A 22,153-nucleotide genomic window follows, 5' to 3' on the forward strand; every position below is an offset into this window, starting at 1 on the left:
AAAGCGCCCCATCCGAGAGGATGGGGCGCTTTGTTGTGCTGTGCCTGGCTGTGTCTGAAAAGAGGGTCTGCGATCGTCAGCGCACGCTCTGCGGCGTCGTGCCCCCAAGCCCTGCAATGGAAATGCTGCGCGCACACGCCAGCGGCAGGGTGACCTCCACGGCCAGCGGCAGGTGATCGGAATAGAGCGGTGGCAGGGCACGCAGGTGGTTCATTTTAAGCGATGGCGACACCACGATGTGGTCCAGCGCGCGGGTAGGCTGCCAGGCCGGATGGCTGGGGATACCGTGGCCCTGCTCAAGGGACAGCACGCGGGCAAAGCGCGAGTGTGATTTCAGTTTGTCATGGGTGCAGTTCAGATCGCCCATGATGATCACGTTCTTGAGCGGGGCCACCAGCTCGCTGATGTAGTCCAGCTGAAGATTCTGGGTGCGCGTGCCCAGCGCCAGGTGCAGCACAAAAAGATGCAGGGCTTCGGGGCCTTCCCCGAAACGGGTGTGCATGGCGCCGCGCCCCTTGGGGCCGGGCAGGCGATGGTTGTGGGTGTGGCTGATCGCCAGACGGCTGAGCAGGCCGTTGCTGTGTTTGGCAAAGCGGCCGAAATCCCGGTTGAGCTGCTGCGAGGCGTAGGGAAAGCCGGCCTGCGCGGCCAGATATTCAACGTGATTGATATTGCTTGAGCGAAAGCTGCCGCCATCCACTTCCTGCAGCCCGACGAGGTCGAACTGCCGAAAGGTGTCACACATCACATCGAGGCGGCTGGCGCGGCCGCGATGGGGCAGGAAATGCTGCCAGCTTCGTGTCACATAGTGATGGTAGGCATGTGTGTGAATGCCGACCTGCATGTTGAAGGTGAGCAGCTTCAGAGACGTGATGCGTTCGCTTTGACTGTCGTCCTGCATTCAATATCCCGGTTGGCAAGGCAGGAAGGCCCGATACGCGTGGTATCGGGCCGCCGGCATGATGCATCAATCATGAATCAATTGGTGCCCTGTGCCTCTTTTTCCTGACGGGTCTTCTCGATCAGGGCTTCAGCGATTTTCGGCATGTTGTCCAGACCGTTGGCCGAGCGCGGCGTGATGACATACTGGCCGTTGACGACCAGTGCCGGCACGCCCATCAGCTTGTAGGCCTTCATGCGGGCATTGGCCTGGTTGAGCTGGCTCTTGACGCCAAAGGAGTTGAGGGCCTTCAGAGCCTCGTCCTTGCTGACACCATAGTGGGTAAAGAACTCGGCGATCTCGTCATCCTCGGTCATGCGATGCCCATCCTTCTGGATGGCGTCAAAGAAATCCCGATGAAACTGCGTGTTGAAGATGCCAAGTTCCCGCGCGGCGTAGTAGGCGGTGGCATGGCGCAGCCAGACCTTGCCCATGGTCGCCGGCAGGCGCTCGAAAACCACATCGTCGGGCAGGGTGTCGACCCAGGACTCCAGCGGCTCTTCCAGTGCGTAGCAGTGCGGGCAGCCGTACCAGAACACCTCGGTGACGCCGATCTTGCCGTCCGGCACCTCACTTGAGACCGGTTTGTCGAGAACTTCGTAATCCTGTCCCGCGACCGGTTCGGCTGCCATGGCCATGCTGGATAGGCCACAAATGGCGACAGCGGCCATCAGCCAGCGGGCGCCTGGAAAATGTTTTGGCTTCACAATGTTACTCCCTGAACAGCAAATATGGTGTCAATGATGCCTGAACGCTGTTGTTATCAGCCTGTTATACATCGTTACTTTGAACACCCGACGCACGAAGGGTTCCCTGCCATCCTGGCAGACGCGAACACGACTGACGAGCGAGTCGTCAACCGGGGGTGTTACACTCGCGCCATTGTCTCATCGTTGCTCATTGTCTCGTCTTTGGAAATACCCCATGTCGGATGTCATGCGTCATCATTTTCCGTCGGCCACGTTTTTGACCAGTGCCCCCAAACTGGCTGACTGTCCGGCAGATACCGGGCTTGAAGTCGCCTTTGCCGGGCGCTCCAATGCCGGCAAATCCAGTGCCATCAATACACTGACCCGGCAAAAGGCGCTGGCCCGGACCTCAAGAACGCCCGGGCGTACCCAGTTGATCAATTTCTTTACCGTGGGTGAGCCACAGTACCGGCTGGTGGACCTGCCCGGCTATGGTTTTGCCAAGGTGCCCGAAGCCGTGCGTCGTGAATGGCAAAAGCATCTGGCACAGTATCTGCGCGAGCGTCGCTCGCTGCGGGGTACGGTGCTGGTCATGGATGTCCGCCATCCGTTGACCGAGTTTGATCAGATGATGCTGGGCTGGGCAGACGAAAATGACATGCCCCTGCACATCCTGTTGACCAAGGCCGACAAGCTCAAGCGCGGCGCGGCCATGGGGGTGCTGTCAAAGGTGCGCCATCAACTCAAGGAGTGGGAGGATCTGGTCAGCGTGCAGCTCTTTTCCTCGCATGATCGTCAGGGCGTCGAGGCGCTCAACGAGCGACTCTGCCAGTGGCTGACGCCGGATACTCTGCCGGAAGATCAACATCCGGCAGAGCCCCCCAGGCTCTGAAGATCGTCGGTTCGATGAGATTTTCTGGCATGAGGTTTTCTGGCGCGAGACATTCTGGCTCGGGTTAGAAGCTGTAGATCTGGCGGCCGGACGGGTAGCGCATGCTCATGGAAGGGGCAGGCGTTTGCGGGCCGAACAGTGTGCCGGTAGTCGGCATGTTCTGCGCACCGCGTGTCGCGCGGTCCGGGTCAAACAGCATCGGCTGTGACTGACCCTGCTGGCCATCGAACTGCAACAGGGCCGCGGCCTCTCTCTGCTGGCCCGGATAGTGCAGGGTGGTGCCCTGCGTCAGGCTTGCCTCGCTCGACAACGTTGCCTCGTTGTCTGACATGGGCAGGGCAATCACCAGTGCCATGGCACAAAGCACCAGCGTAATGCTGAGTATATCGAGAGGACGCATGATCCGAAGAGCCTATCAGGGTCGATGAAAAAGGATGAACACCCACGTCAGGCAGTCATTATTATCAAGTAGGGCATACCATGATGCCCCGTGAAGCGCTGAAAAAAGTGTGCTTATTATTTCATGTCCTAATAATAGGCGAGTGTTTTAAAAGGTAACTGAATTTTTCAGTCCTTTTGCGGTCATGCTTCCTTCCCATCAATCAAGCCCTGCCAGCATCGCTTCAAGCTCGCGAATGTGAGTCAGACGATGAATACCGCCCGGCGCATGATCCGGCAGCCCCGTATTTTTGGCATCGATCCACGCCACGTGCATGCCAAGACGTTGTGCCGGCAGAGCGTCCTCGGCCCAGGAATCTCCCACATGGACCGCCTCGCGCGGGGACTGTGCACCCAGACGCGCCATGGCCGACAGAAAACAGCGGGCATCGGGCTTGGGGGCCAGCGCCACACCGGCCTTGATGATGACATCAAAGTGCTCGGCAATGACCAGACGCTCCAGGTCCACGTTGCCATTGGTGATGGCGCCCAGACGAATGCCCCGCGCGCGCAGGCTTTCCAGCATGGCCGGCACCTCTTCAAAGATGGCGACATCGTGGCGCAGCGTCAGCATGTGTTCGATGGTGTCATCGGCCCAGCGTCGCGCCTCATCCTCGGCCAGGCCGAACTCGACCAGCATCCCGGTCAGGGTCTGGTGACGCAGCCAGGTGAAATCCCCCCGACGCAGCGGATGCTGCTGCGCCAGTGCCATGCGTCGTCGCTGATACTCCTCCAGCGGGAAATGCGCCGCATGGCCGATCTGCTCATCAAGCCATTGATAGTGGCCGGGCTCAACCGCGGCCATTACCGGGCCGTTGTCCCAGAAGGTGTCGTCGAGATCGAAAGTGATGGCCTTAATCATGGGGCGTGTCCTGATGGTCTGAAGTCCTGAAGGAAGAGGCTTCGCGGGAAGATGAGTAACGGTCGGCGTCAGGCTTTCGATGCGCGCGCGGATGGGCGCGATCAAAGGTGTCAGCCAGATGCTGCCAGTCCAGTCGAGTATAGACCTGAGTGGTAGAGAGATGGGCATGGCCCAGCAGTTCCTGCACCGCGCGCAGATCCTGGCTCGATTCCAGCAGATGGCTGGCAAAGCTGTGACGCAGGCGGTGCGGATGCAGATGTTCGGGCAGCCCGCGCTCACGCCCCAACTGCGCCATACGCAGCTGAATGGCGCGGTGGCCCAGACGCTGCCCTCGCGTACTGACAAACAGCGCCGGCTCCTGCGGGCCTGCCAGCAGGCCACGCACCTTGAACCACTCGGCCAGGGCGGCGGCGGCCCGACGCCCGATCGGCACCTGGCGCGGCTTGTCTCCCTTGCCACGCACCCGGGCGCGCTGGGTATCGATATCGCTCAGATCAATGCCGGCAAGCTCTGCCAGACGCAGACCGCTGGAGTAGCAAAGCTCGAGCATGGCCTGATCGCGCAGTGACAGCGGTGAGCCATCATGCGGCGTATCCAGAAACTGTCCCAGCACATCGACATCCACCGGTCGCGGTAGGTGGCGCGGCATTTTGGGCGTATCCAGCAGGCGAGCCGGGTTGTGGCCCAAAAGCCCCTGTTCAATCAGCAGGTCGCAAAAGCGCCGGATGGCCGCCTGCCGTCGCGCCAGACTGCGCGCCGCCAGCCCACGGGTGCGTTCACGGCCCAGAAAGCGGCGCAGATGGTGAATATCAAGGGCGTCCCACGAGGTGAGCGCCTCGCGGTCCATAAACGCCATCAGCGCTGTCAGGTCGCGCCGATAAGCATCGACCGTGGCCGGACTGTGCCGGTGGCGCAGGCGTTCAACAAAGGTGTCGACCAGCGGCTGCAGGGTGCTCATGACGAGGTTCGCAGCAAAAGACGCGACATGACCTCGCCCAGCCAGGTCATGTTTTCCGGTGCCATCACCCATGGCAGCGACGTCCTGTCAGGATGAGCCAGTACCAGATAGCCGTGACGGTCCCCCAGTGCCAGTCGGATCACGGCGCAGCGGCCGTCGCTCAGGGACGCGCCCGGCAACAGACGCTCAGACGTCGCGCTGTCCAGCGTCAGCGTGTCATTGGCACAGCAGAGTGTCGAGGTGAGCCACTGATCGGTGTCATCATCAAGTTCGTGGGTCGGCGGCTGTGGCCATTCGCCGCTTGAGAGCTGTCGCCACACGGCCAGATGCTGCACGCCAAAGCGTTCACCAAGCTCTGCCGTCAATGTCTGGGCCAGCGCATCGGGGCTTTCAGCCTGCAGCAGTGACAGGACCAGCGCCCGCATGGCACTGGCCTGCTGATCATGGTGTCGCGCCGCGTTCAGCAACGCCTGGTGCTGCCCTTCGGCCAGCTCGGTACGTGCGCGCAGGGTTGCAATCAGACGTTCGACCAGCGATACGGCCCCGCCGGTCTGGGGGTGAGAGATCTGCATCGAGGCCAGCAGCGCCTCGCGCCCCTCAAAGAAGTCGGGGTGGCGTGAAAGCCAGTCGCTGACCTGATCGGCCTTGAGCGCCTCAGGGCACTGGCGATCGGGCGCACTACTGTCATCATCGTTCATGTCATCCCCCGGGGAGCAGTTCTATACAATGATACGGCCATCAAAGACGCGCTCGGCCGGGCCGGTCATGATGACCGAGTGCCCGGGTCCTGCCCATTCGATGCTCAGGTCGCCGCCGGGCAGGGTCACTTCCACGTGCTGATCCAGCAGGCCGCGACGAATGCCGCTGACCACGGCCGCACAGGCCCCGGTACCGCAGGCCAGGGTTTCGCCCACGCCGCGCTCGAACACGCGCAGCCGCACGCGCTGACGTGACACGATCTCCAGAAAGCCCACGTTGACTCGCCTGGGAAAGCGCGAATGTGTCTCGATGCGCGCCCCCAGCGTGGTCACGGGCGCATGATCGACGCTTTCAACGTCAATCACCGCATGCGGGTTGCCCATCGACAGGGCATCCATCGAGATGGTCTCGCCATCGATGTCCAGCGCGTAATCGTGGCTTTCGGTCTCGGCGTTCAGCGGGATATCGTCGGGCGCGAAACGGGGGGCGCCCATGTCGACGCGTACCCGGCCGTCATCGGCCACCTTCAACAGCAGATTGCCACCGGCGGTCTGGACCGCAATCTCGCGGCGGGCGGTGAGCTTCTGATCCAGCACAAAGCGGGCAAAGCAGCGCGCCCCGTTGCCGCAGTTTTCCACTTCGCTGCCATCGGCATTGAAGATGCGATAGCGAAAGTCCATGTCCGGGCGCGATGGCGGCTCGACCAGCAACAGCTGGTCAAAGCCGATACCAAAGCGACGGTCGGCCAGGGCACGGATACGTTCACTGTCCAGCCGCGCGCGCTGGGTGACCAGATCGACCACCATGAAGTCATTGCCCAGCCCATGCATCTTGGTGAAGTGCAGCATCATGACGCGTGATTTCCCTGCGGCGTAAGGGCCGCCTCCGGCAGCAGCGCCTCGCCGGCCCAGAGGCTTGCCAGTGGTTCACGCTCGCGCACCAGATGCATTTGATCGCCGACCACCATGACCTCCGGTGGCCGCGATCGGGTGTTGTAGTTCGACGCCATCACGAAACCGTAGGCACCGGCGGAGTGCACGGCCAGCAGGTCGCCCTGGGCAATGGCCAGTTCGCGGTCCTTGCCCAGATAGTCGCCGGACTCGCAGACCGGCCCGACGATGTCCCAGTGCTTCGTGTCATGCGTCTTGTGCTGGTCCACCCGGGTGATGTTCTGCCAGGCCTGATAAAGCGTGGGCCGGATCAGGTCATTCATGGCGGCATCGACGATGGCAAAATTTTTCGCATCGCCCGGTTTGAGATATTCGATTCGGGTGAGCAAAACGCCGGCGTTGGCGGCAATCGAGCGGCCGGGCTCGAAGATGAGCTCGACGTCGCGATCCCCGATCCGCTGGCGCAGGGCGGCGATATAGTCCGCCACCGCCGGCGGCGTCTCGCCGGTGTAGTTCACGCCCAGACCGCCGCCCAGATCCAGATGCTCGATGTGGATGCCATGCTCTGCCAGCAGGTCATACAGGGTGAGCAGGCGATCCAGCGCATCCAGAAAGGGCGAGAGTTCGGTGAGCTGCGAGCCGATATGGCAGTCGATGCCGACCGGATTGACGTGCTCAAGCGCAAACGCGCGCTGATAGACGCGCTCGGCATCGGCAATGGCGATGCCGAACTTGTTGTCCTTGAGCCCGGTAGAAATGTAGGGGTGCGTTCGGGCATCGACATCCGGGTTGACCCGGATGGAGATGGCCGCCACCTGCCCGAGCCGGCCGGCGACCTCATTGAGGCGCTCAAGCTCGGCCTCGGATTCCACGTTGAAACACTTGATGCCCACTGCCAGCGCCCGGGCCATTTCGTCCTCGCGCTTGCCGACACCGGAAAAGACCACCCGGCCCGGGTCGCCGCCGGCGGCCAGCACGCGCTCCAGCTCACCGATCGAGACGATGTCAAAGCCTGCGCCCAGGCGGGCCAGCAGGTTGAGAATGGCCAGGTTCGAGTTGGTCTTGAGGGCATAGCAGATCAGATGACGCGTTCCCTCGAGCGGCAGGACGTAATCCAGAAAGTGCTGGCGAAAGGCCGCACTTGAATAGACATAGCAGGGCGTGCCGAAGCGCTCGGCAACGCTTGAAAGCGTCAGCTGCTCGACGTGGAGCTGGTCATCGTGCCAGACAAAATGGGTGCTCATGTGCCCCCCTGACCGACGGCGGCCGGTGCAGCAGGCGCGCCGGTCGAGGCGGCGCCGCCGATGGTTCCGGCCGTGGTGGTGGCCGGGCTGCTGTCACCCTCGGGCACGCTGACCGAGCGCTCGCCCCTGGCGTCATCGCTTTGCGGCGCTGAACGCTGTGAGGCGTCGTCCTGTGAGGTGTCGCCTTGCTGCGAGTCATCCTGCTGATAGTCGCCCTGCGGGTCATAACGGTCGCGGGACTGCTGGTCATCGGGCATATAAAGTGGGCCGGTCTGGCCGCAGCCGGCCAGCACCAGGGTGGTCATCATGGCCAGTATCAGACGGTTCATTGGGCGGCATCCTTCTGATCAATGGCGTGAGCCGGAAGTTTGTTCAGCGCTTCACGAGCGCGCTGTGCGGCGGCGCGAACCTGGTCGGGGGCCGTACCGCCAATATGGTTGCGCGCGGCGACCGAGCCTTCCAGGGTCAGGTAGTCGAAGATGTCATCGTCGATGTGGCTGGAAAAGCGCTTGAGCTCTTCAAGTGTCATCTCGGAAAGGTCACGCCCTTCTTCGATGCCGAAGGCGACCGCCTTGCCGACGATTTCATGCGCGTCGCGGAAGGCCACACCCTGACGTACCAGGTAGTCGGCGAGATCCGTGGCGGTGGCAAAACCTCGTTTGGCAGCGGCATACATGTTGTCGCTTTTGGCGCGCACTGCCGGGATCATGTCGCCGAAGGCGCGCAGGGAGCCGAGCACGGTGTCAAGGGTGTCAAACAGCGGCTCCTTGTCTTCCTGATTGTCCTTGTTGTAGGCCAGCGGCTGGGACTTCATCAGGGTCAGAAGGCTCATCATGTGACCATAGACACGCCCGGTCTTGCCGCGTACCAGCTCGGGCACATCCGGATTTTTCTTCTGCGGCATGATCGAGGAACCGGTGCAGAAACGATCCGGCAGATCGATAAAGTCAAACTGGGCGCTGGTCCAGAGCACCAGCTCTTCACTCATGCGCGACAGGTGCATCATCATCACACTGGCAAACGCCGTGAACTCGATGGCGAAGTCGCGATCGCTGACCGCATCCAGCGAGTTTTCCGCTGGGCGGTCAAAGCCCAGCAGCCCGGCGGTGACGTGCCGATCGATCGGATAGGTCGTCCCGGCCAGCGCCGCAGCGCCCAGCGGCATGATGTTGACGCGCTTGCGCGCATCCAAAAGGCGCTCCTGATCGCGGGCGATCATCTCCTGCCAGGCCAGCAGATGGTGGCCGAAGGTGACCGGCTGGGCGCTTTGCAGATGGGTAAAGCCCGGCATGATGGTGTCGGCCTCGGCTTCCGCCAGCTCGATCAGACCCTGACGCAGGCGCGAGAGCTCGCTGGCGACGGCATCGATGCCATCGCGCAGATAAAGGCGAATGTCGGTGGCGATCTGGTCGTTGCGTGAACGTCCGGTGTGCAGCTTCTTGCCGACAATCCCGATGCGGTCGGTCAGACGCGCCTCGATGTTCATGTGAATGTCTTCAAGGGCCACGGACCATTCGATCTCGCCGCGCTCGATCTCGGCCTCGATCTCCTTGAGACCATTGACGATGGCGTCGCGCTCGGCGTCGGTCAGAACGCCCACGTGCGCCAGCATGGTGGCATGGGCAATCGAGCCGCGAATGTCATGATGATAAAGGCGCTGGTCGAAACCGATGGAGGCGGTGAAGGCCGCCACGAAAGCGTCGGTGGGCTCGCTGAAGCGACCGCCCCAGGATTGATTGGTGGTTTGCGTCATCTGCTGGCGATCCTGCATCGAAAGGGTCGGGACCGGGAGGCCGGCCGGTTGCCGCCTCCATGGGCGGGTCAGTGTAACAAGAAGTCGATGCCCTGTCGGCACGCCACACGCGCCCTGACGCCTGCAATGACTGTTTTTTGCCGGGCGCCACTGCTTTATCATGGACGTCTCGTTTTGACCTCTACAGGAGCGCTCGTGTCCGACAGAGCCACGATCAGAATCGCCACCCGCAAGAGTCAGCTCGCCCTGTGGCAGGCGGAACACGTCAAGTCTCGTCTCGAGGCCCTGCATCCGGGGCTCGAAGTGGAGCTTGTGGGCATGTCCACGCGCGGTGATCGCATCCTGGATACGCCGCTGGCCAAGATTGGCGGCAAGGGGCTGTTCGTCAAGGAGCTCGAGGAGGCCATGCTGGCGGGTCTTGCCGATATTGCCGTGCACTCCATGAAGGATGTGCCGATGAGCTTCCCTGACGGTCTCGGCCTTCATGCCATCCTGGACCGGGGCGCGCCCACGGACGCCTTCGTGTCCAACGACTATCCGAATTTTGATGCCCTGCCGCAGGGCGCGAAAGTGGGCACCTCGAGTCTGCGTCGTGCCCTGCAGATTCGCGCGGCCCGCCCGGATCTGGTGGTGCTCAGCCTGCGCGGCAACGTGCAGACCCGTTTGGGCAAGCTCGATGCCGGCGAGTTCGACGCCATTGTGCTGGCCACCTCGGGGCTTGAACGTCTCGGGCTGGCAGCGCGTATTGCCGATCAGCTGGCGCCGGAAGCCATGCTGCCGGCCTGCGGTCAGGGGGCGCTCGGCATCGAGTGTCGCAGCGATGACGACACCCTGCGCGCGCTGATTGCGCCTCTGATCGATCACGCCTCCAGTCTGCGGGTACTGGCCGAGCGTGCCATGAACACCCGTCTTGAAGGCGGCTGTCAGGTGCCGATCGGCGGCTATGCGGTGCTGGAAGACAATGATCAGACGCTGTGGCTGCGCGCCCTGGTCGGTGCCCCCGATGGCTCTCAGGTCATTCATGCCGAGGCGCGCGGGCCGGCCAACGATCCGGAAGCGCTGGGAATTCAGGTGGCAGAAGAGCTGCTCGCGCGTGGTGCCGGCGCCATTCTTGATGCCGTTTATGCCGATGAGCGCCCGCCGCGCTGAGGGTTGGGGATGTCTTCTTCGTGTTCGAGCCATGGTCCGAGTCATATAGCGACCGCCCTGATGGCCCGCCCGGGCGCCCGGGCACGGGCGCTTGAACAGGCGCTTGAGGAGGTCGGACTAATACCGCGCTCGCTGGATATCATGACTTTGGTCGCACGCGAGCCGACCCCACACGAGCGTACGCTGCTGTATGATCTGGATAACTTTCGCCATGTGATCTGTACCAGTCCGTTTGCCGCAACCTGTCTGATCGACGCCATTGAGGCACGCTGGCCACAGTTGCCCATCGGCATCGACTTTCATGCTACCGGCGTCAGCACGGCCGATGTATTGAGCACAGGACTTGGGGTTAAGGTCAGCGCGCCGGGCCCCGGCAGCGGCAGTGCCAGCGAGGCGCTGCTCGACATGCCGGGGCTACAGGCCGTCAGTGGCGCGCGCGTGGCACTGGTCTCCGGGGAAGGCGGGCGTGAACTGATCGAGCAGACACTTTTGGCGCGTGGCGCCGAGGTGTCACGGCTGTCACTCTATGAGCGACGGCTGCAGCCACCCAGCGCGACAATGCGCGAACTTCTGGCGCAGGGCGACTTTGCGATATTGATCGTGACCAGTCAGGAACAGCTCGAATACCTTGATCAGTGGTGCACGCCGGCCACTCGGAAGCGTCCACTGGTCGTTTCCAGTCAGCGATTGGCTACAATGGCAGGCAGGGATCACTTCGAATGTGTTTTCATTGCCGGCGATGCCACGCCGCAGACATTGGCAGAGACCTCGGCAATGGCCTGGCACCAGGCGCCGGGCATACCCGATTAAAAAAAGGGCAGCGATAAATGAGCAAGCAGGAAAACGATAACGACGATCGCAGCAACGCTTCTTCCGGCAGCGCGTCCTCCGACAATGCATCCACCAGCGTCTCGGCAGGGAGCAGCACCGGCACGAACGGTGCCGCTGAAAATGCCGCGGTGACCGGCGAAAGTACGCGCACCGGCCACATGAGCGGACCTGATGCTTCACAATCTGGCGTCAGCGGCAGTGGTCGGGCATTCGAGCCCGGTGACATGCGCCCGGAACATCGGCCGCGTCAGAAGAGCGGACGTCGTTCGGTTTTGCTGCCCATTCTGCTTGTCCTGTTGTTGCTGTCGCTGGCGGCCATTGGCTTTGGTGCCTGGTTGTTCGAGCAGCAGCGCAACGAGATGGATCAGCTGCGCCAGGACGTCACCCAGGTTCAGCAGAGCACCCGTCAGTCCACTGGCGAGGTCTCGGGTGCGCTTGAATCAAGTGATCAGCGCCTTGGACAGCTGCAGTCAAAACTGGAAGAAAACGACCAGGCGCTGTCGCGTGTGATGGAAGAGCTTACGCGCAGCCAGCAGACCGACGAGCGCCAGTGGCAAAATGCCGAGATCGAGTACCTGCTGCGCATGGCCAACCAGCGCCTGCAGCTCGAGCGCGACATCAGCGGTGCCCAGTCGCTGCTTGAGACCGCTGACCAGCGCCTGCGCCAGATCGATAATCCGGCCCAGCTGCCGGTGCGCCGCGCGATTGCCTCCGAGCTGTCACAGCTGAAAAGCCTGCCCGACGTCGATCAAAACGGTCTGTTTCTGACGCTGTCCGCCATGGCCGGCCAGGTGGATGACCTGCCGCTGTCTCAGGAAAGCGAAGCCCTGTCGGCGCAAAAGGATGACGGTTCGCTCTTTACCGGTGGCTGGCGCGAGCAGCTCTCGCGCATGGGCACTCAGCTCAAGGATCTGGTCACGGTCCGTCGTCACGATGAGCCGCTGGAGGCGCTGATCACGCCCACACAGGAAGGCTATCTGCGCCAGAACGTGCGTCTGCTGCTCGAACAGGCCCAGCTGGGTGTCATGCGCAGCAACGAAGAGATCTATCGTGAAAGCCTTGAGCGCGCCGGCACGCTGATCACGACCTATTTCCGCACCGAGGACAGCAACGTCCAGCGCCTGCAAAAACAGCTTGAGTCGCTTTCACAGCGCAACATCAGCCCTGAACTGCCTGACATCAGCGGTTCGGTTGATGCCATCAACAAGCTGCAAAACGCCCGTCGTAACGGTGAGGGGGCGTCCTCATGAGAAAGCTGATCCTGTTCATTGTCGTCGGGCTGGCCGCCGGGGCGCTGATCGGCCAGCTGATGATGTCCACGCCGGGCTACATCCTGATCCGGGTCGGTGACATCTCGCTGCAGACCTCGTTCTGGTTCGGCATGCTGCTGCTGTTTGCGCTCTTTCTGGTGCTGCACTTTGTCCTGCGCCTGCTCTGGCGTCTGCGTCGTCCGGTCAGCCGGATGAAACTTTGGAACGCCCGTACCCGCAACCGTCAGGCCATGCATCGCACCGTCAAGGGGCTGGTGGCGCTGGCGGAAGGGCGCTGGAAGCGTGCCGAGCAGTCGCTGACCCGCTCCGCCGAGGACTCCTCCACGCCGTTGGTCAACTACCTGTCCGCGGCGCTGGCGGCCCACTACCAGGGGCGCCATGAGCAGGCCGACGAGCTTCTGAAAAAGGCACATCACAGCACCGAGGGCGCTGACAGTGCCGTCGGGCTTGTTCAGGCGCAGCTGATGCTGGACCGTCAGCAGTCCGAACAGGCACTGGCGATCTTGACTCGGCTTCAGACGCAGATGCCGGAGCATCCGCAGGTGCTCAAGCTGCTCAAGCAGGCCTATCTGAACGTGGAAGACTGGGAAGGCATGCGCCAGTTGTTGCCGAAACTCGAGCGCCACGACCTGATCAGTGAGGAAGAGCGCAAAACGCTTGAGCGGCGCACGTATCAGGCGCTTCTGACCCAGGCCGATCAGCAAAAGGATTATGAGCGCGCCCGTACGCTCTGGGCCGGAATGCCGGAAACGCTGAATAACGACGTGGACCTGGTGTTGCTGCAGGCTGCCATTCTGGAGCGGGGCAATGACGCCGGTGAAGCCGAAAGCATGATTCGCCAGTCGCTGCGCAACCGCTGGGACAGTCGGCTGGTGGCGCACTATGGCCTGCTGTCGGTCGAGCCCGAGCGTCAGCTGGTCACGGCCGAGAAATGGCTGCAGGAGCGTCCCAATGACCCCGAGCTATTGATGACGCTGGGCCGCCTCTCGCTGCGCAACGCCTACTGGGGCAAGGCGCAGGAGTACTTCGAGGCCAGCCATCGCCAGCGCCCCAGCGGTGTGGCCTGTGCCGAGCTTGCCAGGCTCTATGCAAGCCTTGGCCAGCACAGCAAGAGTCAGCACTACTATCGCAAGAGCGTGGAGCTGCTGGACCGCTCGCTGCCGGCACTGCCGCAGCCCAGCGAACACACCAGCTAGTCTCGATACCTCACTGAAAGAGCGCCTGCGGGCGCTCTTTTTCATGGCACCATCATGACTTTTTGAGTCAGGGCGTGTGGCTTCGCAGGTGGCCGTGCAGCAAATCCATTTTTCGGGAATCAAAGGGTATGCAGTCAACAGGCATCATGGGTAATGTCAGCCCCTTGTGGCGGGCCAGACTGTCACGGTCAGGGCGCTTTCTTGCAGGACTGTGGCTGGTCGCGGCGAGCATCACCTCCGTTCAGGCGCAGGATCAGCAGGACGACGTGCTGCGCACGACGCTCGACAACGGTCTTGAGGTCGTGATCGTGCACAGTGACCTGGCGCCGGTGGTGACCACCCAGGTCAACTATCATGTGGGCTCCAGCGAAGCCTCCAGCGAATTCCCCGGCACGGCGCACGCCGTGGAGCACATGATGTTTCGTGGCGGCCCGGGGCTTTCAAAGGATCAGCTCTCGGTCATTTCGGCCAACATGGGCGGTAACATGAACGCCTTTACCGAAAATGACCGCACCCAGTATCACTTCACCGTCCCGGCCGAGGATCTGGACGTGGCTCTGCATATCGAGGCTTCGCGGATGAAGGCCATCGACATGAGCAAGTCCGACTGGGCGCAGGAGCGGGGCGCCATCGAACAGGAAGTGTCGGGCAACCTTTCCAATCCGGCCTTTCGCTTTTATACCCAGCTGGTTGAAGAGCTCTATCACGGCACGCCCTATGCCTGGACCCCGCTGGGCACGCGCGGCTCCTTTGATAACACCACCGCGGCGCATCTCAAGGCCTTTCACGACCAGTGGTATGTCCCCAACAACGCAACGCTCGTGATTGCCGGCGATGTGGTCCCACAGCAGGCGCTCAGCCAGGTAAAGACCCTGTTCGGAGACATTCCCGAAAAGACGCTGCCCGAGCGGCCTGACTTTGATTTCAAACCGGTCACGGCGCGCACCATTGAGCTGCCCACCAACAGCCCCTATGGCTCGATCTATATGGGCTGGCGCACGCCCGGCCTGCAGGACGATGACTTCGCCACCACCCAGGTGCTGCTGGACGTGCTGGGCTCCGAGCGCGGCGAGCTGGCCGCCATGGGCTATGACGGCACGGCACTGGCCGGCGGCATGGGCGGCCAGCTACAGCCTCATGCGGGGCTGGCCATGGCGGTCGGGGTCTTCCCTCAGGGCGGTGATCCGGCGCCGATCAAGGCGCGCATGACCGATATCATCGATGGTGTGGTTCAAAACGGTGTAGATCCGTCGCTGGTCGCGGCGGCCAAACGTCGGATCATTGCCGATGTGGATGCCTCTCGCGAGTCGGTTTCGGGACTGGCCAGCGCCTGGTCCGATGCCCTGATCAAGCGCGGTCTCGACTCCCCTCAGGACATGAAGGCGCAGTACGAGGCGGTCACCGTGGACCAGGTCAACGCACTCGCCAAAAGGCTTCTGAAGCCCGAACACGCCATTACCGCCGTGCTGACGCCGGAGGCGTCCGGTGCGCCGACCAGCAGCGAAGGCTATGGCAAGCCGGAAGAGCTGACCACCACGCCCAGCGGCCCGGTAGCGCTGCCGTCCTGGGCCGAGCATGCCTTTGATAACCTCGATATCCCGGTCTCGACGCTTGCGCCAAAGGACTATCAACTGGCCAACGGCCTGCGCCTGATCGTGCAGCAGGAAACCGCCAGCGACCGCGTCATGGTGAGCGGTGCCATCCAGACCAATGACGATCTGCAAACGCCCGCGGGCAAGGAGGGCGTCGGTGACATTCTGGAAGGCATGTACGGCTACGGCAGTCAATCGCTGGATCGCCAGAAGCTGCGTGCCAGGGTAGACGAGCTGGGCGCCGAAGAGAGTGCAGGTACGAGCTTTGGACTGGTCGTGCAAAAGGCGAAGTTTGATGAAGGGCTGGCGCTGCTGGCCGAGCATCAGCTCAATCCGAACTTCTCGGAAGACGCCTTCGATACCCTCAAACAGCAGAGTGCCCAGGCGCTGCCCGGTCGTTTGAAAAGCCCGGGCTTTCAGAACGCCTACGCCATGCTGGGGGCGCTGCTGCCGGAGGATGACCCCATGCAGCGCCACATGACGCTCGAGTCGCTCAAGAGCCTCACGCTTGAGGACGTGAAGCAGTACTTTGCGCGCGTATCACGCCCGGACATGACCACCATGGTGGTGGTGGGTGACGTCGACCCCGAGCAGGTGCGCGATCAGGTCGAGCGCTACTTCGGCGGCTGGCAGGCACAGGGCCCGAAGCCGGACGTGGACTATCCGGCGGTGGCGCTGAACAAGGCCGGTGCCTATCACACACCTGACAGCGCGGCGAGTCAGTCGCAGGTGTCCATGTCACAGATGATTGATATCGACCGTGACAGTGATGATCGCTTTGCGCTGTTTCTCGGCAATCAGGTGCTCAGCGGTGATTTTGCCTCGCGACTGCATCAGGCGCTGCGCGAACAGCGCGGGCTGGTCTACGGCGTGAGCTCGAACCTGAGCCTTGAGGCCCATCGCGGGCGCTTCAACGTCAGTTTCGGCAGCGACCCTGACAACGTGCAAAAGGCGCGCGAGCTGATCATCCATAACCTTGAGCGGATGCAAAACGAGCCGGTCAGCGACAGCGACCTGCATCGGGCCAAGAGTATTCTACTGCGGGCGATGCCGATGCAGGCCGCAAGCTACGGCGCCATCAGTGGATCGCTTCTGAGTCTGGCGCTCTCCGACAAGCCGCTGGATGCCTCCACGAAGGCCGCACAGAAGTTTGTGAAACTTACACCCGATGAGGTGCAAAAGGCCTTCAGGGCGTATATTCGTCCGGACGGATTTGTCACTGGCGCTCGGGGGCCTGATACGCCCTGATCTGCCGCGCGGCCCGAATTCAGCCAGGGTACAAGGAGCCAGGATGAAGCTCTTGCTGGTAGAAGATGATGCTCTCCTGTCGGAGAGCCTCGCCGAATGTCTGGAAGAGGCCGGTTACAGCACGGACATTGCGGCCACTGTCCAGACATCGCGGGCGCTGGTGAATACGGAGCCCTATTCACTGGCGATACTGGATCTCGGGCTGCCGGATGGATCGGGACTCGAGCTTTTGAGACAGTGGCGGTCGCAGCGCTGGTCAGTCCCGATATTGATTCTGACCGCCCGCGACGGCTGGACCGACAAGGTGGAAGGGTTGCGTGCCGGTGCCGATGATTACCTGACCAAGCCTTTTCATGAGGAGGAGCTGCTGGCACGCCTGCAGGCGCTGCTGCGTCGTCGTTCCGGCACACTCGCCAGTGTTCTGGAAGTCAACGATATCCTTCTGGACGAGGACCGCCAGCAGTGCCGCCTGGGGCAGGGCGAATGGCAGACGCTGACATCGACCGAATTTCGCCTGCTTCGCTATCTCATGCATTATCCGGATCGCGTCCACTCCAAGCATCATCTGCTGGATCAGCTCTATGCCCTTGAGCAGGATGCCGCCGCCCCGAACCTGATCGAGGTCTACATTGCACGACTTCGGCACCGATTGGGGCGAGAGCGCATCGTGACCCGGCGGGGTGAGGGGTACATGCTTGTTTCTACCTGACCGACGAAGTCTACGCCTGCGGTTGCTGGGCACGCTGACAATCATGGCCATGACGGTCGTGATCGTTACCTGGTGGCTGCATGGGATGCTGCTGGATCGTCTCGCCCGTGAATTTCTGGCAGATCGACTCCAGCAGGAGGCGCTGTACAGTGTGCAGCACCTGCAGTCCAGCCACGGTCCCGAGTCACCGGACCCCCGGGTAATGACCGGCAGTGTTGATATCTTTCATCACTTCTACCTGCTGGACGTCAATGGACAGCTCAAGAGCTCTCATCCTGACCGCCTGCCGGCGCTGACTCCGCTGCTCAAGGGCCCTCTGGAGAAGGCCGAAGAAAGGCAGTGGCGTGACCATCGTCTTCTGATCTGGCGGACTCGATTCATGCTCGAGGGCCAGCCTGCGACCCTGGTCATCGGAGAGGACTTTGCCAGTATCGAACGTGGGCTTGCGCGGCTGCACAAGTGGATTGCAGTCATCTCGGCGGCCATTCTGGCAGGGCTTTTGCTGCTGAACCTGGTGGCCGTCAACCGGGCGCTGCTCCCCTTTTCAAGGCTTGCCCGTCAGCTGGTAGAGCTGCAACAGGGGAAAAGGTCACGCCTTGAGATTGAAACCGTGTCCGAACTGGATGCTCCGATCGAGCAGCTCAATACCTTCCTGGATGATCAGGAGCGCCGCCAGCAGCGCTCGCGGGAGTCGCTTGCCAATCTCTCGCACGCCATCAGGGCGCCACTGACGGCCGTCATCCAATCGCTGCGCTCGCGCCGCGAGCTGGACGCCGAGCGGCGAACGCGCCTTCTGGAGCGCCTCCACGACATCGATGAGAAACTGGGCGCCGAGCTGCGGCGTTCCCGCATTGCCGGTTCGCGTACCGGCCAGCAGCGTACCGACATGGCGGATATCAACTCGCTGATGGAGATGTTCGCCACGCTCTATCCCGATATCGTGTTTTCGCTCACAGGTACCGGTCATACAGACTACCGGCTGCCCATGGAGCGCCAGGACGGCATGGAGATGCTGGGTATCGTGCTGGACAACGCCGGGAAATGGGCCAGGCAGCGGGTCGAACTGACACTGTGTAACCATCCGCCAGGTCTCAGGCTTGAAGATGATGGCCCCGGTGTGCCCGATGAGCTGCTAAATCACCTGGGCCAGCGCGGCTGGCGACTGGATGAACAGCGCCATGGCCACGGTCTAGGGCTGTCCATTCTTGCCCAGCTGATGGAACGCTATGAGGGGCGTGTGCGTTACACGCGAGCGTCACTGGGGGGGCTTCGCGTCGACATCGAGTTCACGCGGGTCTGACGGGGCACCAGGTCAAAAAGTCTCGTTCACGATGCCGGCCGGGATGTTGTTCAGGTTCTTCTCAGAAAACAGGGGTAGGGTACAGGAATATTCTTCTACGGAGTCTGCTCATGAAAGCCTTGCTGGTGACTGGCCTTCTCATCATCACCTCCCCGGTACTGGCCGATACCGGACACGATCACGCCTCTTCTTCCTCTGCTGCGAGTGAGGCGCCCGCCGTGGCGCGCACCATCGATATCAAGGCAGGCAGCATGTGGTTCGATCCCGACCAGTTGCAGGTGGCGCCGGGTACCACCGTGCGTTTTCGGATCGAAAACGTGGCCATGATTCCTCATGAATTCTCGATTGGCAGCGCCAGCATGCAGCAACATCACCGCGAAATGATGCAGCAGCAGGGAGGGCATCATGGTGAGGGAAATCAAGGTGACGGCCACGACAACATGATGTCGTCATCCGTCACCATCGAGCCCGGTGCCACGCAAACCCTGATATGGACGGCGCCGACTCATGGGGATCGCATCGAATATGCCTGTTTCATTCCCGGCCATTACGAAGCCGGCATGAAAGGGACGGTCATGTTGACCGCCTCTCCCTAGGGCACGCCTGCTTCAATCACTTTTCTGGAATTGTCTCCCATGACGCGACACTTGATGGATAACGACCGCCGCCGCCTGCTTCTGGCGCTGGCCGGAACCGGGGCGCTGGCCGGTGTGAGTGCGCTGCTGCCGGGCTACGCCCGCGGAACGCCGCTGACCCCGCGGGCGGGTAATGCGGCACAGGTGAATGGCGGTGTACCGGGACCTGTCCTGCTGGATTTCGACGTGCGTCGCGAACGCGTCGCCATCGCTGGCGGCCATGGCAGCGGTATTACCATCAATCGTTCGATTCCGGCCCCGCTGGTCGAGTTGTGGGAAGGGCAGCAGGCCCATCTGCGTATTCACAATCATCTTGATGAAGACACCTCGATCCACTGGCATGGCCTGCTGTTGCCCTTCCAGATGGATGGTGTGCCCGGGGTTTCCTTTCCCGGCATCGCTGCAGGCGAGACCTTCGAGGTGCGCTTTCCCGTTCGCCAGAGTGGTACCTACTGGTATCACAGCCACTCCGGCATGCAGGAGCAGAAAGGGCTGACCGGCCCGCTGGTGGTCCACCCTGCGTCACCGCATCGTGTCACGGCGGATCGGGAATTCGTGATCATGCTCAATGACTGGACCTTCGACGACCCGCACCGAATCATGGCCCGGCTGAAAAGCTCGGGGGAGTACTACAACTTCAACCAGCGCACGGTGGGGGATTTCTTCGACGCGGTGGAGAAGGAGGGATGGGCGGCTACCGTCAGAGATCGTCTGGCCTGGAACAACATGCGCATGAGCCCTCGCGATATCGCCGACGTCACGGGCGCCACCTACAGCTATCTCATGAACGGGCTTCATCCTGCGGTGGGCTGGGAGGGCGTGTTCCGCCCCGGCGAGCGTATCCGGCTGCGGGTGATCAACGCCTCGGCGATGACCTATTTCAATTTTCGCATTCCGGGGCTGGCCATGACGGTGGTCGGCGCCGATGGCGAGCAGGTCGAACCGGTCGACACCGATGAGTTCCAGATCGGTGTGGCAGAAACCTATGATGTCATCGTCGAGCCACAGGCGGATCGGGCGTATACGCTGGTGGCGGAGTCGATGGATCGAAGCGGGCATGCACTGGGCACGCTGACGCCCCGCCCCGGTATGCGCGCGGCGGTGCCAGACCTTCGAAAGCCGCCCCAGCGGACCATGATGGACATGGGCATGGACCACGGTGGCATGGCCGGCATGAACCACGGCGCCTCGGCCTCGAAGGGCATGGATCATGGCGGCATGGCCGGCATGAATCACGGCGCCTCGTCATCGAAGGGCATGGACCACGGTGGCATGGCTGGCATGAACCACGGCGCCTCGGCCTCGAACGGCATGCACCACGGCGCCTCAGCCTCGAAGGGCATGGATCATGGCGGCATGGCCGGTATGAACCACGGCGCCTCGGCCTCGAAGGGCATGGATCATGGCGGCATGGCCGGTATGAACCACGGCGCCTCGGCCTCGAAGGGGATGGACCACGGTGGCATGGCCGGCATGAACCACGGCGCGATGGAAGCAGGCGGTGGCATGGGCCCGGTCGTGGGTCAACATGGCCCCGGCGATCATGGCCCGGGCAACATCAACGTAGCTGAGACGCTACGCTATCGACTGGGCGAGCCGGGGACAGGACTCGAAGACGTCGATCATCGAGTCCTCACCTACAGCCAGTTGCGTAACATCAGGCCCATGCGCGATCAGCGTCCGCCGTCACGCACCATCGAGCTGCATCTGACCGGCAACATGGAGCGCTACATGTGGTCGTTCGACGGCGTGAAGTATTCCGAGTCCGAACCCATCGATATCGTGCTGGGAGACCGGATCCGACTGGTGTTGATCAACGACACCATGATGGAGCATCCCATTCACCTGCACGGCATGTTCATGGAGCTGGAGAACGGTCAGGGAGATCGGCTCCCCTTCAAGCATACCCTGAGCGTCCTGCCGGCATCGCGTGCCTCGCTGCTGTTGACGGCAGACGAGCCGGGACGCTGGGCCTTCCACTGTCATCTGCTGTATCACATGGACGCCGGCATGTTCCGGGTCGTACGCGTCGCACCGGCGGAGGTCCTGTCCAATGTCTGATTCAAGGGTTTTCCAGTGGGGTCTCCTGACGCTGGCGCTTTCGCTGCCGTCGCTTGCAACGGCCGATCAGCATGGCCGTGCCAGTGTGGATAGCGTGATCCCCGAAGGGCCGCTCAGTACGCATAGCGGCTCACCGGCTGACTGGCCCGAACCTCTTTATGACGATGCGATCTTCAGTCAGGTGATGGTCGACCGACTTGAATATCGCGACAGTGCCGGCGCGCCCAACGCCTGGCTGTGGGATGCCCAGGGCTGGATTGGTAACGATACGCATCGCTTCTGGTGGAAAAGCGAAGGGGAAGGGCCGATCAATGGTGGCAGTCCGGAGAGCAGCAACCTGGAGCTGCTTTATAGCCGCATCATCTCGCCCTTCTGGAACCTGCAGGCGGGGGTACGTCAGGACTTCAATCCCGACCCGGATCGACGCTTTGCGGTGATTGGTCTGCAGGGGCTGGCCCCTCTGATGCTGGAGACCGATACAGCGCTCTACGTCAGTGATGACGGTGACGTCAGCATGGGCGCTGAATTCGAATATGAAATGCTCCTCACCCAGCGGTGGGTGTTGCAGCCGCGTATGGAGGTCTCGGCATCACTGCAGGATGTTCCGGAATACGGCCTTCGGCAGGGGCTTAACAGCAGTGAGGTTGGCCTGCGGTTGCGTTATGAACTGATGCGCGAGATCAGCCCTTATATCGGCGTAAGTCATGAACGTGACCACGATCACGACGAATCGACCACGGCGCTGGTGGTCGGGCTGCGCGCCTGGTACTGATCTTCAGGGCATGGGAGGCGAGCA

21 protein-coding genes are annotated in these 22,153 nt (G+C 62.1%); 11 read left to right on the plus strand and 10 right to left on the minus strand.

Going from position 1 to position 22,153, the window contains the following annotated elements; all coding sequences use genetic code 11:
- Window positions 1–76: 76 nt before the first annotated feature.
- Together KSP9073_RS03650 and KSP9073_RS03655 are read right to left on the minus strand one after the other, a co-directional pair.
- Complete coding sequence (locus KSP9073_RS03650) at window positions 77–901, minus strand: endonuclease/exonuclease/phosphatase family protein (RefSeq protein ID WP_108841562.1); 825 nt, start codon at window positions 899–901, stop codon at window positions 77–79.
- Window positions 902–978: 77 nt separating this feature from the next.
- Window positions 979–1,611 (minus strand): thiol:disulfide interchange protein DsbA/DsbL, encoded by a 633-nt coding sequence (locus tag KSP9073_RS03655; protein ID WP_108842026.1) that lies wholly within the window; start codon window positions 1,609–1,611, stop codon window positions 979–981.
- 253 nt (window positions 1,612–1,864) lie between these two features.
- On the opposite strand from KSP9073_RS03655, the gene yihA reads away from it, so the two are divergent.
- Entirely contained in the window at window positions 1,865–2,521 is a 657-nt protein-coding gene (gene yihA / locus KSP9073_RS03660; protein ID WP_108841563.1) for a ribosome biogenesis GTP-binding protein YihA/YsxC, read from the plus strand.
- A gap of 64 nt (window positions 2,522–2,585) precedes the next feature.
- Here yihA and KSP9073_RS03665 read toward each other — a convergent pair whose 3' ends face one another.
- The 8 genes from KSP9073_RS03665 to argH form a co-directional block, all read right to left on the minus strand.
- A complete protein-coding gene (locus KSP9073_RS03665) occupies window positions 2,586–2,921 on the minus strand; it encodes a hypothetical protein (RefSeq protein WP_108841564.1) in 336 nt (111 codons plus the stop codon).
- Window positions 2,922–3,119: 198 nt separating this feature from the next.
- Window positions 3,120–3,821, minus strand: a complete 702-nt coding sequence (locus KSP9073_RS03670) for an HAD family hydrolase (RefSeq protein ID WP_108841565.1) — start codon at window positions 3,819–3,821, stop codon at window positions 3,120–3,122.
- Window positions 3,814–4,779 (minus strand): tyrosine recombinase XerC, encoded by a 966-nt coding sequence (locus KSP9073_RS03675; RefSeq protein WP_108841566.1) that lies wholly within the window; start codon window positions 4,777–4,779, stop codon window positions 3,814–3,816. The genes KSP9073_RS03670 and KSP9073_RS03675 overlap by 8 nt, the downstream gene beginning before the upstream one ends.
- Window positions 4,776–5,477, minus strand: a complete 702-nt coding sequence (locus tag KSP9073_RS03680; protein ID WP_108841567.1) for a DUF484 family protein — start codon at window positions 5,475–5,477, stop codon at window positions 4,776–4,778. Before KSP9073_RS03680 ends, KSP9073_RS03675 begins: the two co-directional genes overlap by 4 nt.
- 21 nt (window positions 5,478–5,498) lie before the next feature.
- A complete protein-coding gene (gene dapF / locus KSP9073_RS03685; RefSeq protein WP_108841568.1) occupies window positions 5,499–6,329 on the minus strand; it encodes a diaminopimelate epimerase in 831 nt (276 codons plus the stop codon).
- Window positions 6,326–7,612: a diaminopimelate decarboxylase gene (lysA, locus tag KSP9073_RS03690; protein WP_108841569.1), complete on the minus strand. Its 1,287-nt coding sequence runs from the start codon at window positions 7,610–7,612 to the stop codon at window positions 6,326–6,328. The genes dapF and lysA overlap by 4 nt, the downstream gene beginning before the upstream one ends.
- The gene (gene lptM / locus KSP9073_RS17945; RefSeq protein WP_108841570.1) at window positions 7,609–7,941 is read right to left on the minus strand and encodes an LPS translocon maturation chaperone LptM; all 333 of its coding nucleotides are present in this window, start codon (window positions 7,939–7,941) and stop codon (window positions 7,609–7,611) included. The genes lysA and lptM overlap by 4 nt, the downstream gene beginning before the upstream one ends.
- Window positions 7,938–9,365 (minus strand): argininosuccinate lyase, encoded by a 1,428-nt coding sequence (gene argH / locus KSP9073_RS03700; RefSeq protein ID WP_108841571.1) that lies wholly within the window; start codon window positions 9,363–9,365, stop codon window positions 7,938–7,940. Before argH ends, lptM begins: the two co-directional genes overlap by 4 nt.
- A 195-nt stretch (window positions 9,366–9,560) precedes the next feature.
- Between argH and hemC the strand changes: the two genes are divergently transcribed.
- From hemC to KSP9073_RS03750, 10 genes are all read left to right on the plus strand, one after another.
- Entirely contained in the window at window positions 9,561–10,514 is a 954-nt protein-coding gene (hemC, locus tag KSP9073_RS03705; RefSeq protein WP_243409100.1) for a hydroxymethylbilane synthase, read from the plus strand.
- A gap of 60 nt (window positions 10,515–10,574) precedes the next feature.
- A complete protein-coding gene (locus KSP9073_RS03710) occupies window positions 10,575–11,324 on the plus strand; it encodes a uroporphyrinogen-III synthase (RefSeq protein ID WP_165814138.1) in 750 nt (249 codons plus the stop codon).
- Between the two features lie 17 nt (window positions 11,325–11,341).
- Window positions 11,342–12,595, plus strand: a complete 1,254-nt coding sequence (locus KSP9073_RS03715; protein WP_108841574.1) for a uroporphyrinogen-III C-methyltransferase — start codon at window positions 11,342–11,344, stop codon at window positions 12,593–12,595.
- Window positions 12,592–13,812, plus strand: a complete 1,221-nt coding sequence (locus tag KSP9073_RS03720; RefSeq protein WP_108841575.1) for a heme biosynthesis protein HemY — start codon at window positions 12,592–12,594, stop codon at window positions 13,810–13,812. Before KSP9073_RS03715 ends, KSP9073_RS03720 begins: the two co-directional genes overlap by 4 nt.
- A 128-nt stretch (window positions 13,813–13,940) precedes the next feature.
- The gene (locus KSP9073_RS03725) at window positions 13,941–16,652 is read left to right on the plus strand and encodes a M16 family metallopeptidase (protein WP_243409101.1); all 2,712 of its coding nucleotides are present in this window, start codon (window positions 13,941–13,943) and stop codon (window positions 16,650–16,652) included.
- Between the two features lie 43 nt (window positions 16,653–16,695).
- Window positions 16,696–17,361, plus strand: coding sequence for a response regulator (locus KSP9073_RS03730; protein ID WP_108841576.1), 666 nt, complete (start codon window positions 16,696–16,698; stop codon window positions 17,359–17,361).
- The gene (locus tag KSP9073_RS03735) at window positions 17,348–18,661 is read left to right on the plus strand and encodes a sensor histidine kinase (RefSeq protein WP_243409102.1); all 1,314 of its coding nucleotides are present in this window, start codon (window positions 17,348–17,350) and stop codon (window positions 18,659–18,661) included. Before KSP9073_RS03730 ends, KSP9073_RS03735 begins: the two co-directional genes overlap by 14 nt.
- A gap of 110 nt (window positions 18,662–18,771) precedes the next feature.
- Window positions 18,772–19,257 (plus strand): cupredoxin domain-containing protein, encoded by a 486-nt coding sequence (locus KSP9073_RS03740; RefSeq protein WP_108841577.1) that lies wholly within the window; start codon window positions 18,772–18,774, stop codon window positions 19,255–19,257.
- Between the two features lie 39 nt (window positions 19,258–19,296).
- Window positions 19,297–21,357, plus strand: a complete 2,061-nt coding sequence (locus KSP9073_RS03745; RefSeq protein ID WP_108841578.1) for a copper resistance system multicopper oxidase — start codon at window positions 19,297–19,299, stop codon at window positions 21,355–21,357.
- On the plus strand, window positions 21,350–22,129 hold the full coding sequence (locus KSP9073_RS03750; protein ID WP_108841579.1) for a copper resistance protein B: 780 nt from the start codon (window positions 21,350–21,352) through the stop codon (window positions 22,127–22,129). The genes KSP9073_RS03745 and KSP9073_RS03750 overlap by 8 nt, the downstream gene beginning before the upstream one ends.
- Window positions 22,130–22,153 lie beyond the last annotated feature (24 nt).

It is taken from the genome of Kushneria phyllosphaerae (genome assembly GCF_900312995.1).
In the GTDB taxonomy this organism is placed as follows: domain Bacteria; phylum Pseudomonadota; class Gammaproteobacteria; order Pseudomonadales; family Halomonadaceae; genus Kushneria; species Kushneria phyllosphaerae.

Excerpts from the sequence above, each read along its gene's own strand:
- KSP9073_RS03650 (WP_108841562.1), bottom strand. The coding sequence starts at position 901 with ATGCAGGACGACAGTCAAAGCGAACGCATCACGTCTCTGAAGCTGCTC.
- KSP9073_RS03655 (WP_108842026.1), bottom strand. The coding sequence starts at position 1,611 with ATGGCCGCTGTCGCCATTTGTGGCCTATCCAGCATGGCCATGGCAGCC.
- yihA (WP_108841563.1), top strand. The coding sequence starts at position 1,865 with ATGTCGGATGTCATGCGTCATCATTTTCCGTCGGCCACGTTTTTGACC.
- KSP9073_RS03665 (WP_108841564.1), bottom strand. The coding sequence starts at position 2,921 with ATGCGTCCTCTCGATATACTCAGCATTACGCTGGTGCTTTGTGCCATG.
- KSP9073_RS03670 (WP_108841565.1), bottom strand. The coding sequence starts at position 3,821 with ATGATTAAGGCCATCACTTTCGATCTCGACGACACCTTCTGGGACAAC.
- KSP9073_RS03675 (WP_108841566.1), bottom strand. The coding sequence starts at position 4,779 with ATGAGCACCCTGCAGCCGCTGGTCGACACCTTTGTTGAACGCCTGCGC.
- KSP9073_RS03680 (WP_108841567.1), bottom strand. The coding sequence starts at position 5,477 with ATGAACGATGATGACAGTAGTGCGCCCGATCGCCAGTGCCCTGAGGCG.
- dapF (WP_108841568.1), bottom strand. The coding sequence starts at position 6,329 with ATGATGCTGCACTTCACCAAGATGCATGGGCTGGGCAATGACTTCATG.
- lysA (WP_108841569.1), bottom strand. The coding sequence starts at position 7,612 with ATGAGCACCCATTTTGTCTGGCACGATGACCAGCTCCACGTCGAGCAG.
- lptM (WP_108841570.1), bottom strand. The coding sequence starts at position 7,941 with ATGAACCGTCTGATACTGGCCATGATGACCACCCTGGTGCTGGCCGGC.
- argH (WP_108841571.1), bottom strand. The coding sequence starts at position 9,365 with ATGACGCAAACCACCAATCAATCCTGGGGCGGTCGCTTCAGCGAGCCC.
- KSP9073_RS03710 (WP_165814138.1), top strand. The coding sequence starts at position 10,575 with ATGGCCCGCCCGGGCGCCCGGGCACGGGCGCTTGAACAGGCGCTTGAG.
- KSP9073_RS03715 (WP_108841574.1), top strand. The coding sequence starts at position 11,342 with ATGAGCAAGCAGGAAAACGATAACGACGATCGCAGCAACGCTTCTTCC.
- KSP9073_RS03720 (WP_108841575.1), top strand. The coding sequence starts at position 12,592 with ATGAGAAAGCTGATCCTGTTCATTGTCGTCGGGCTGGCCGCCGGGGCG.
- KSP9073_RS03725 (WP_243409101.1), top strand. The coding sequence starts at position 13,941 with ATGCAGTCAACAGGCATCATGGGTAATGTCAGCCCCTTGTGGCGGGCC.
- KSP9073_RS03730 (WP_108841576.1), top strand. The coding sequence starts at position 16,696 with ATGAAGCTCTTGCTGGTAGAAGATGATGCTCTCCTGTCGGAGAGCCTC.
- KSP9073_RS03740 (WP_108841577.1), top strand. The coding sequence starts at position 18,772 with ATGAAAGCCTTGCTGGTGACTGGCCTTCTCATCATCACCTCCCCGGTA.
- KSP9073_RS03745 (WP_108841578.1), top strand. The coding sequence starts at position 19,297 with ATGACGCGACACTTGATGGATAACGACCGCCGCCGCCTGCTTCTGGCG.
- KSP9073_RS03750 (WP_108841579.1), top strand. The coding sequence starts at position 21,350 with ATGTCTGATTCAAGGGTTTTCCAGTGGGGTCTCCTGACGCTGGCGCTT.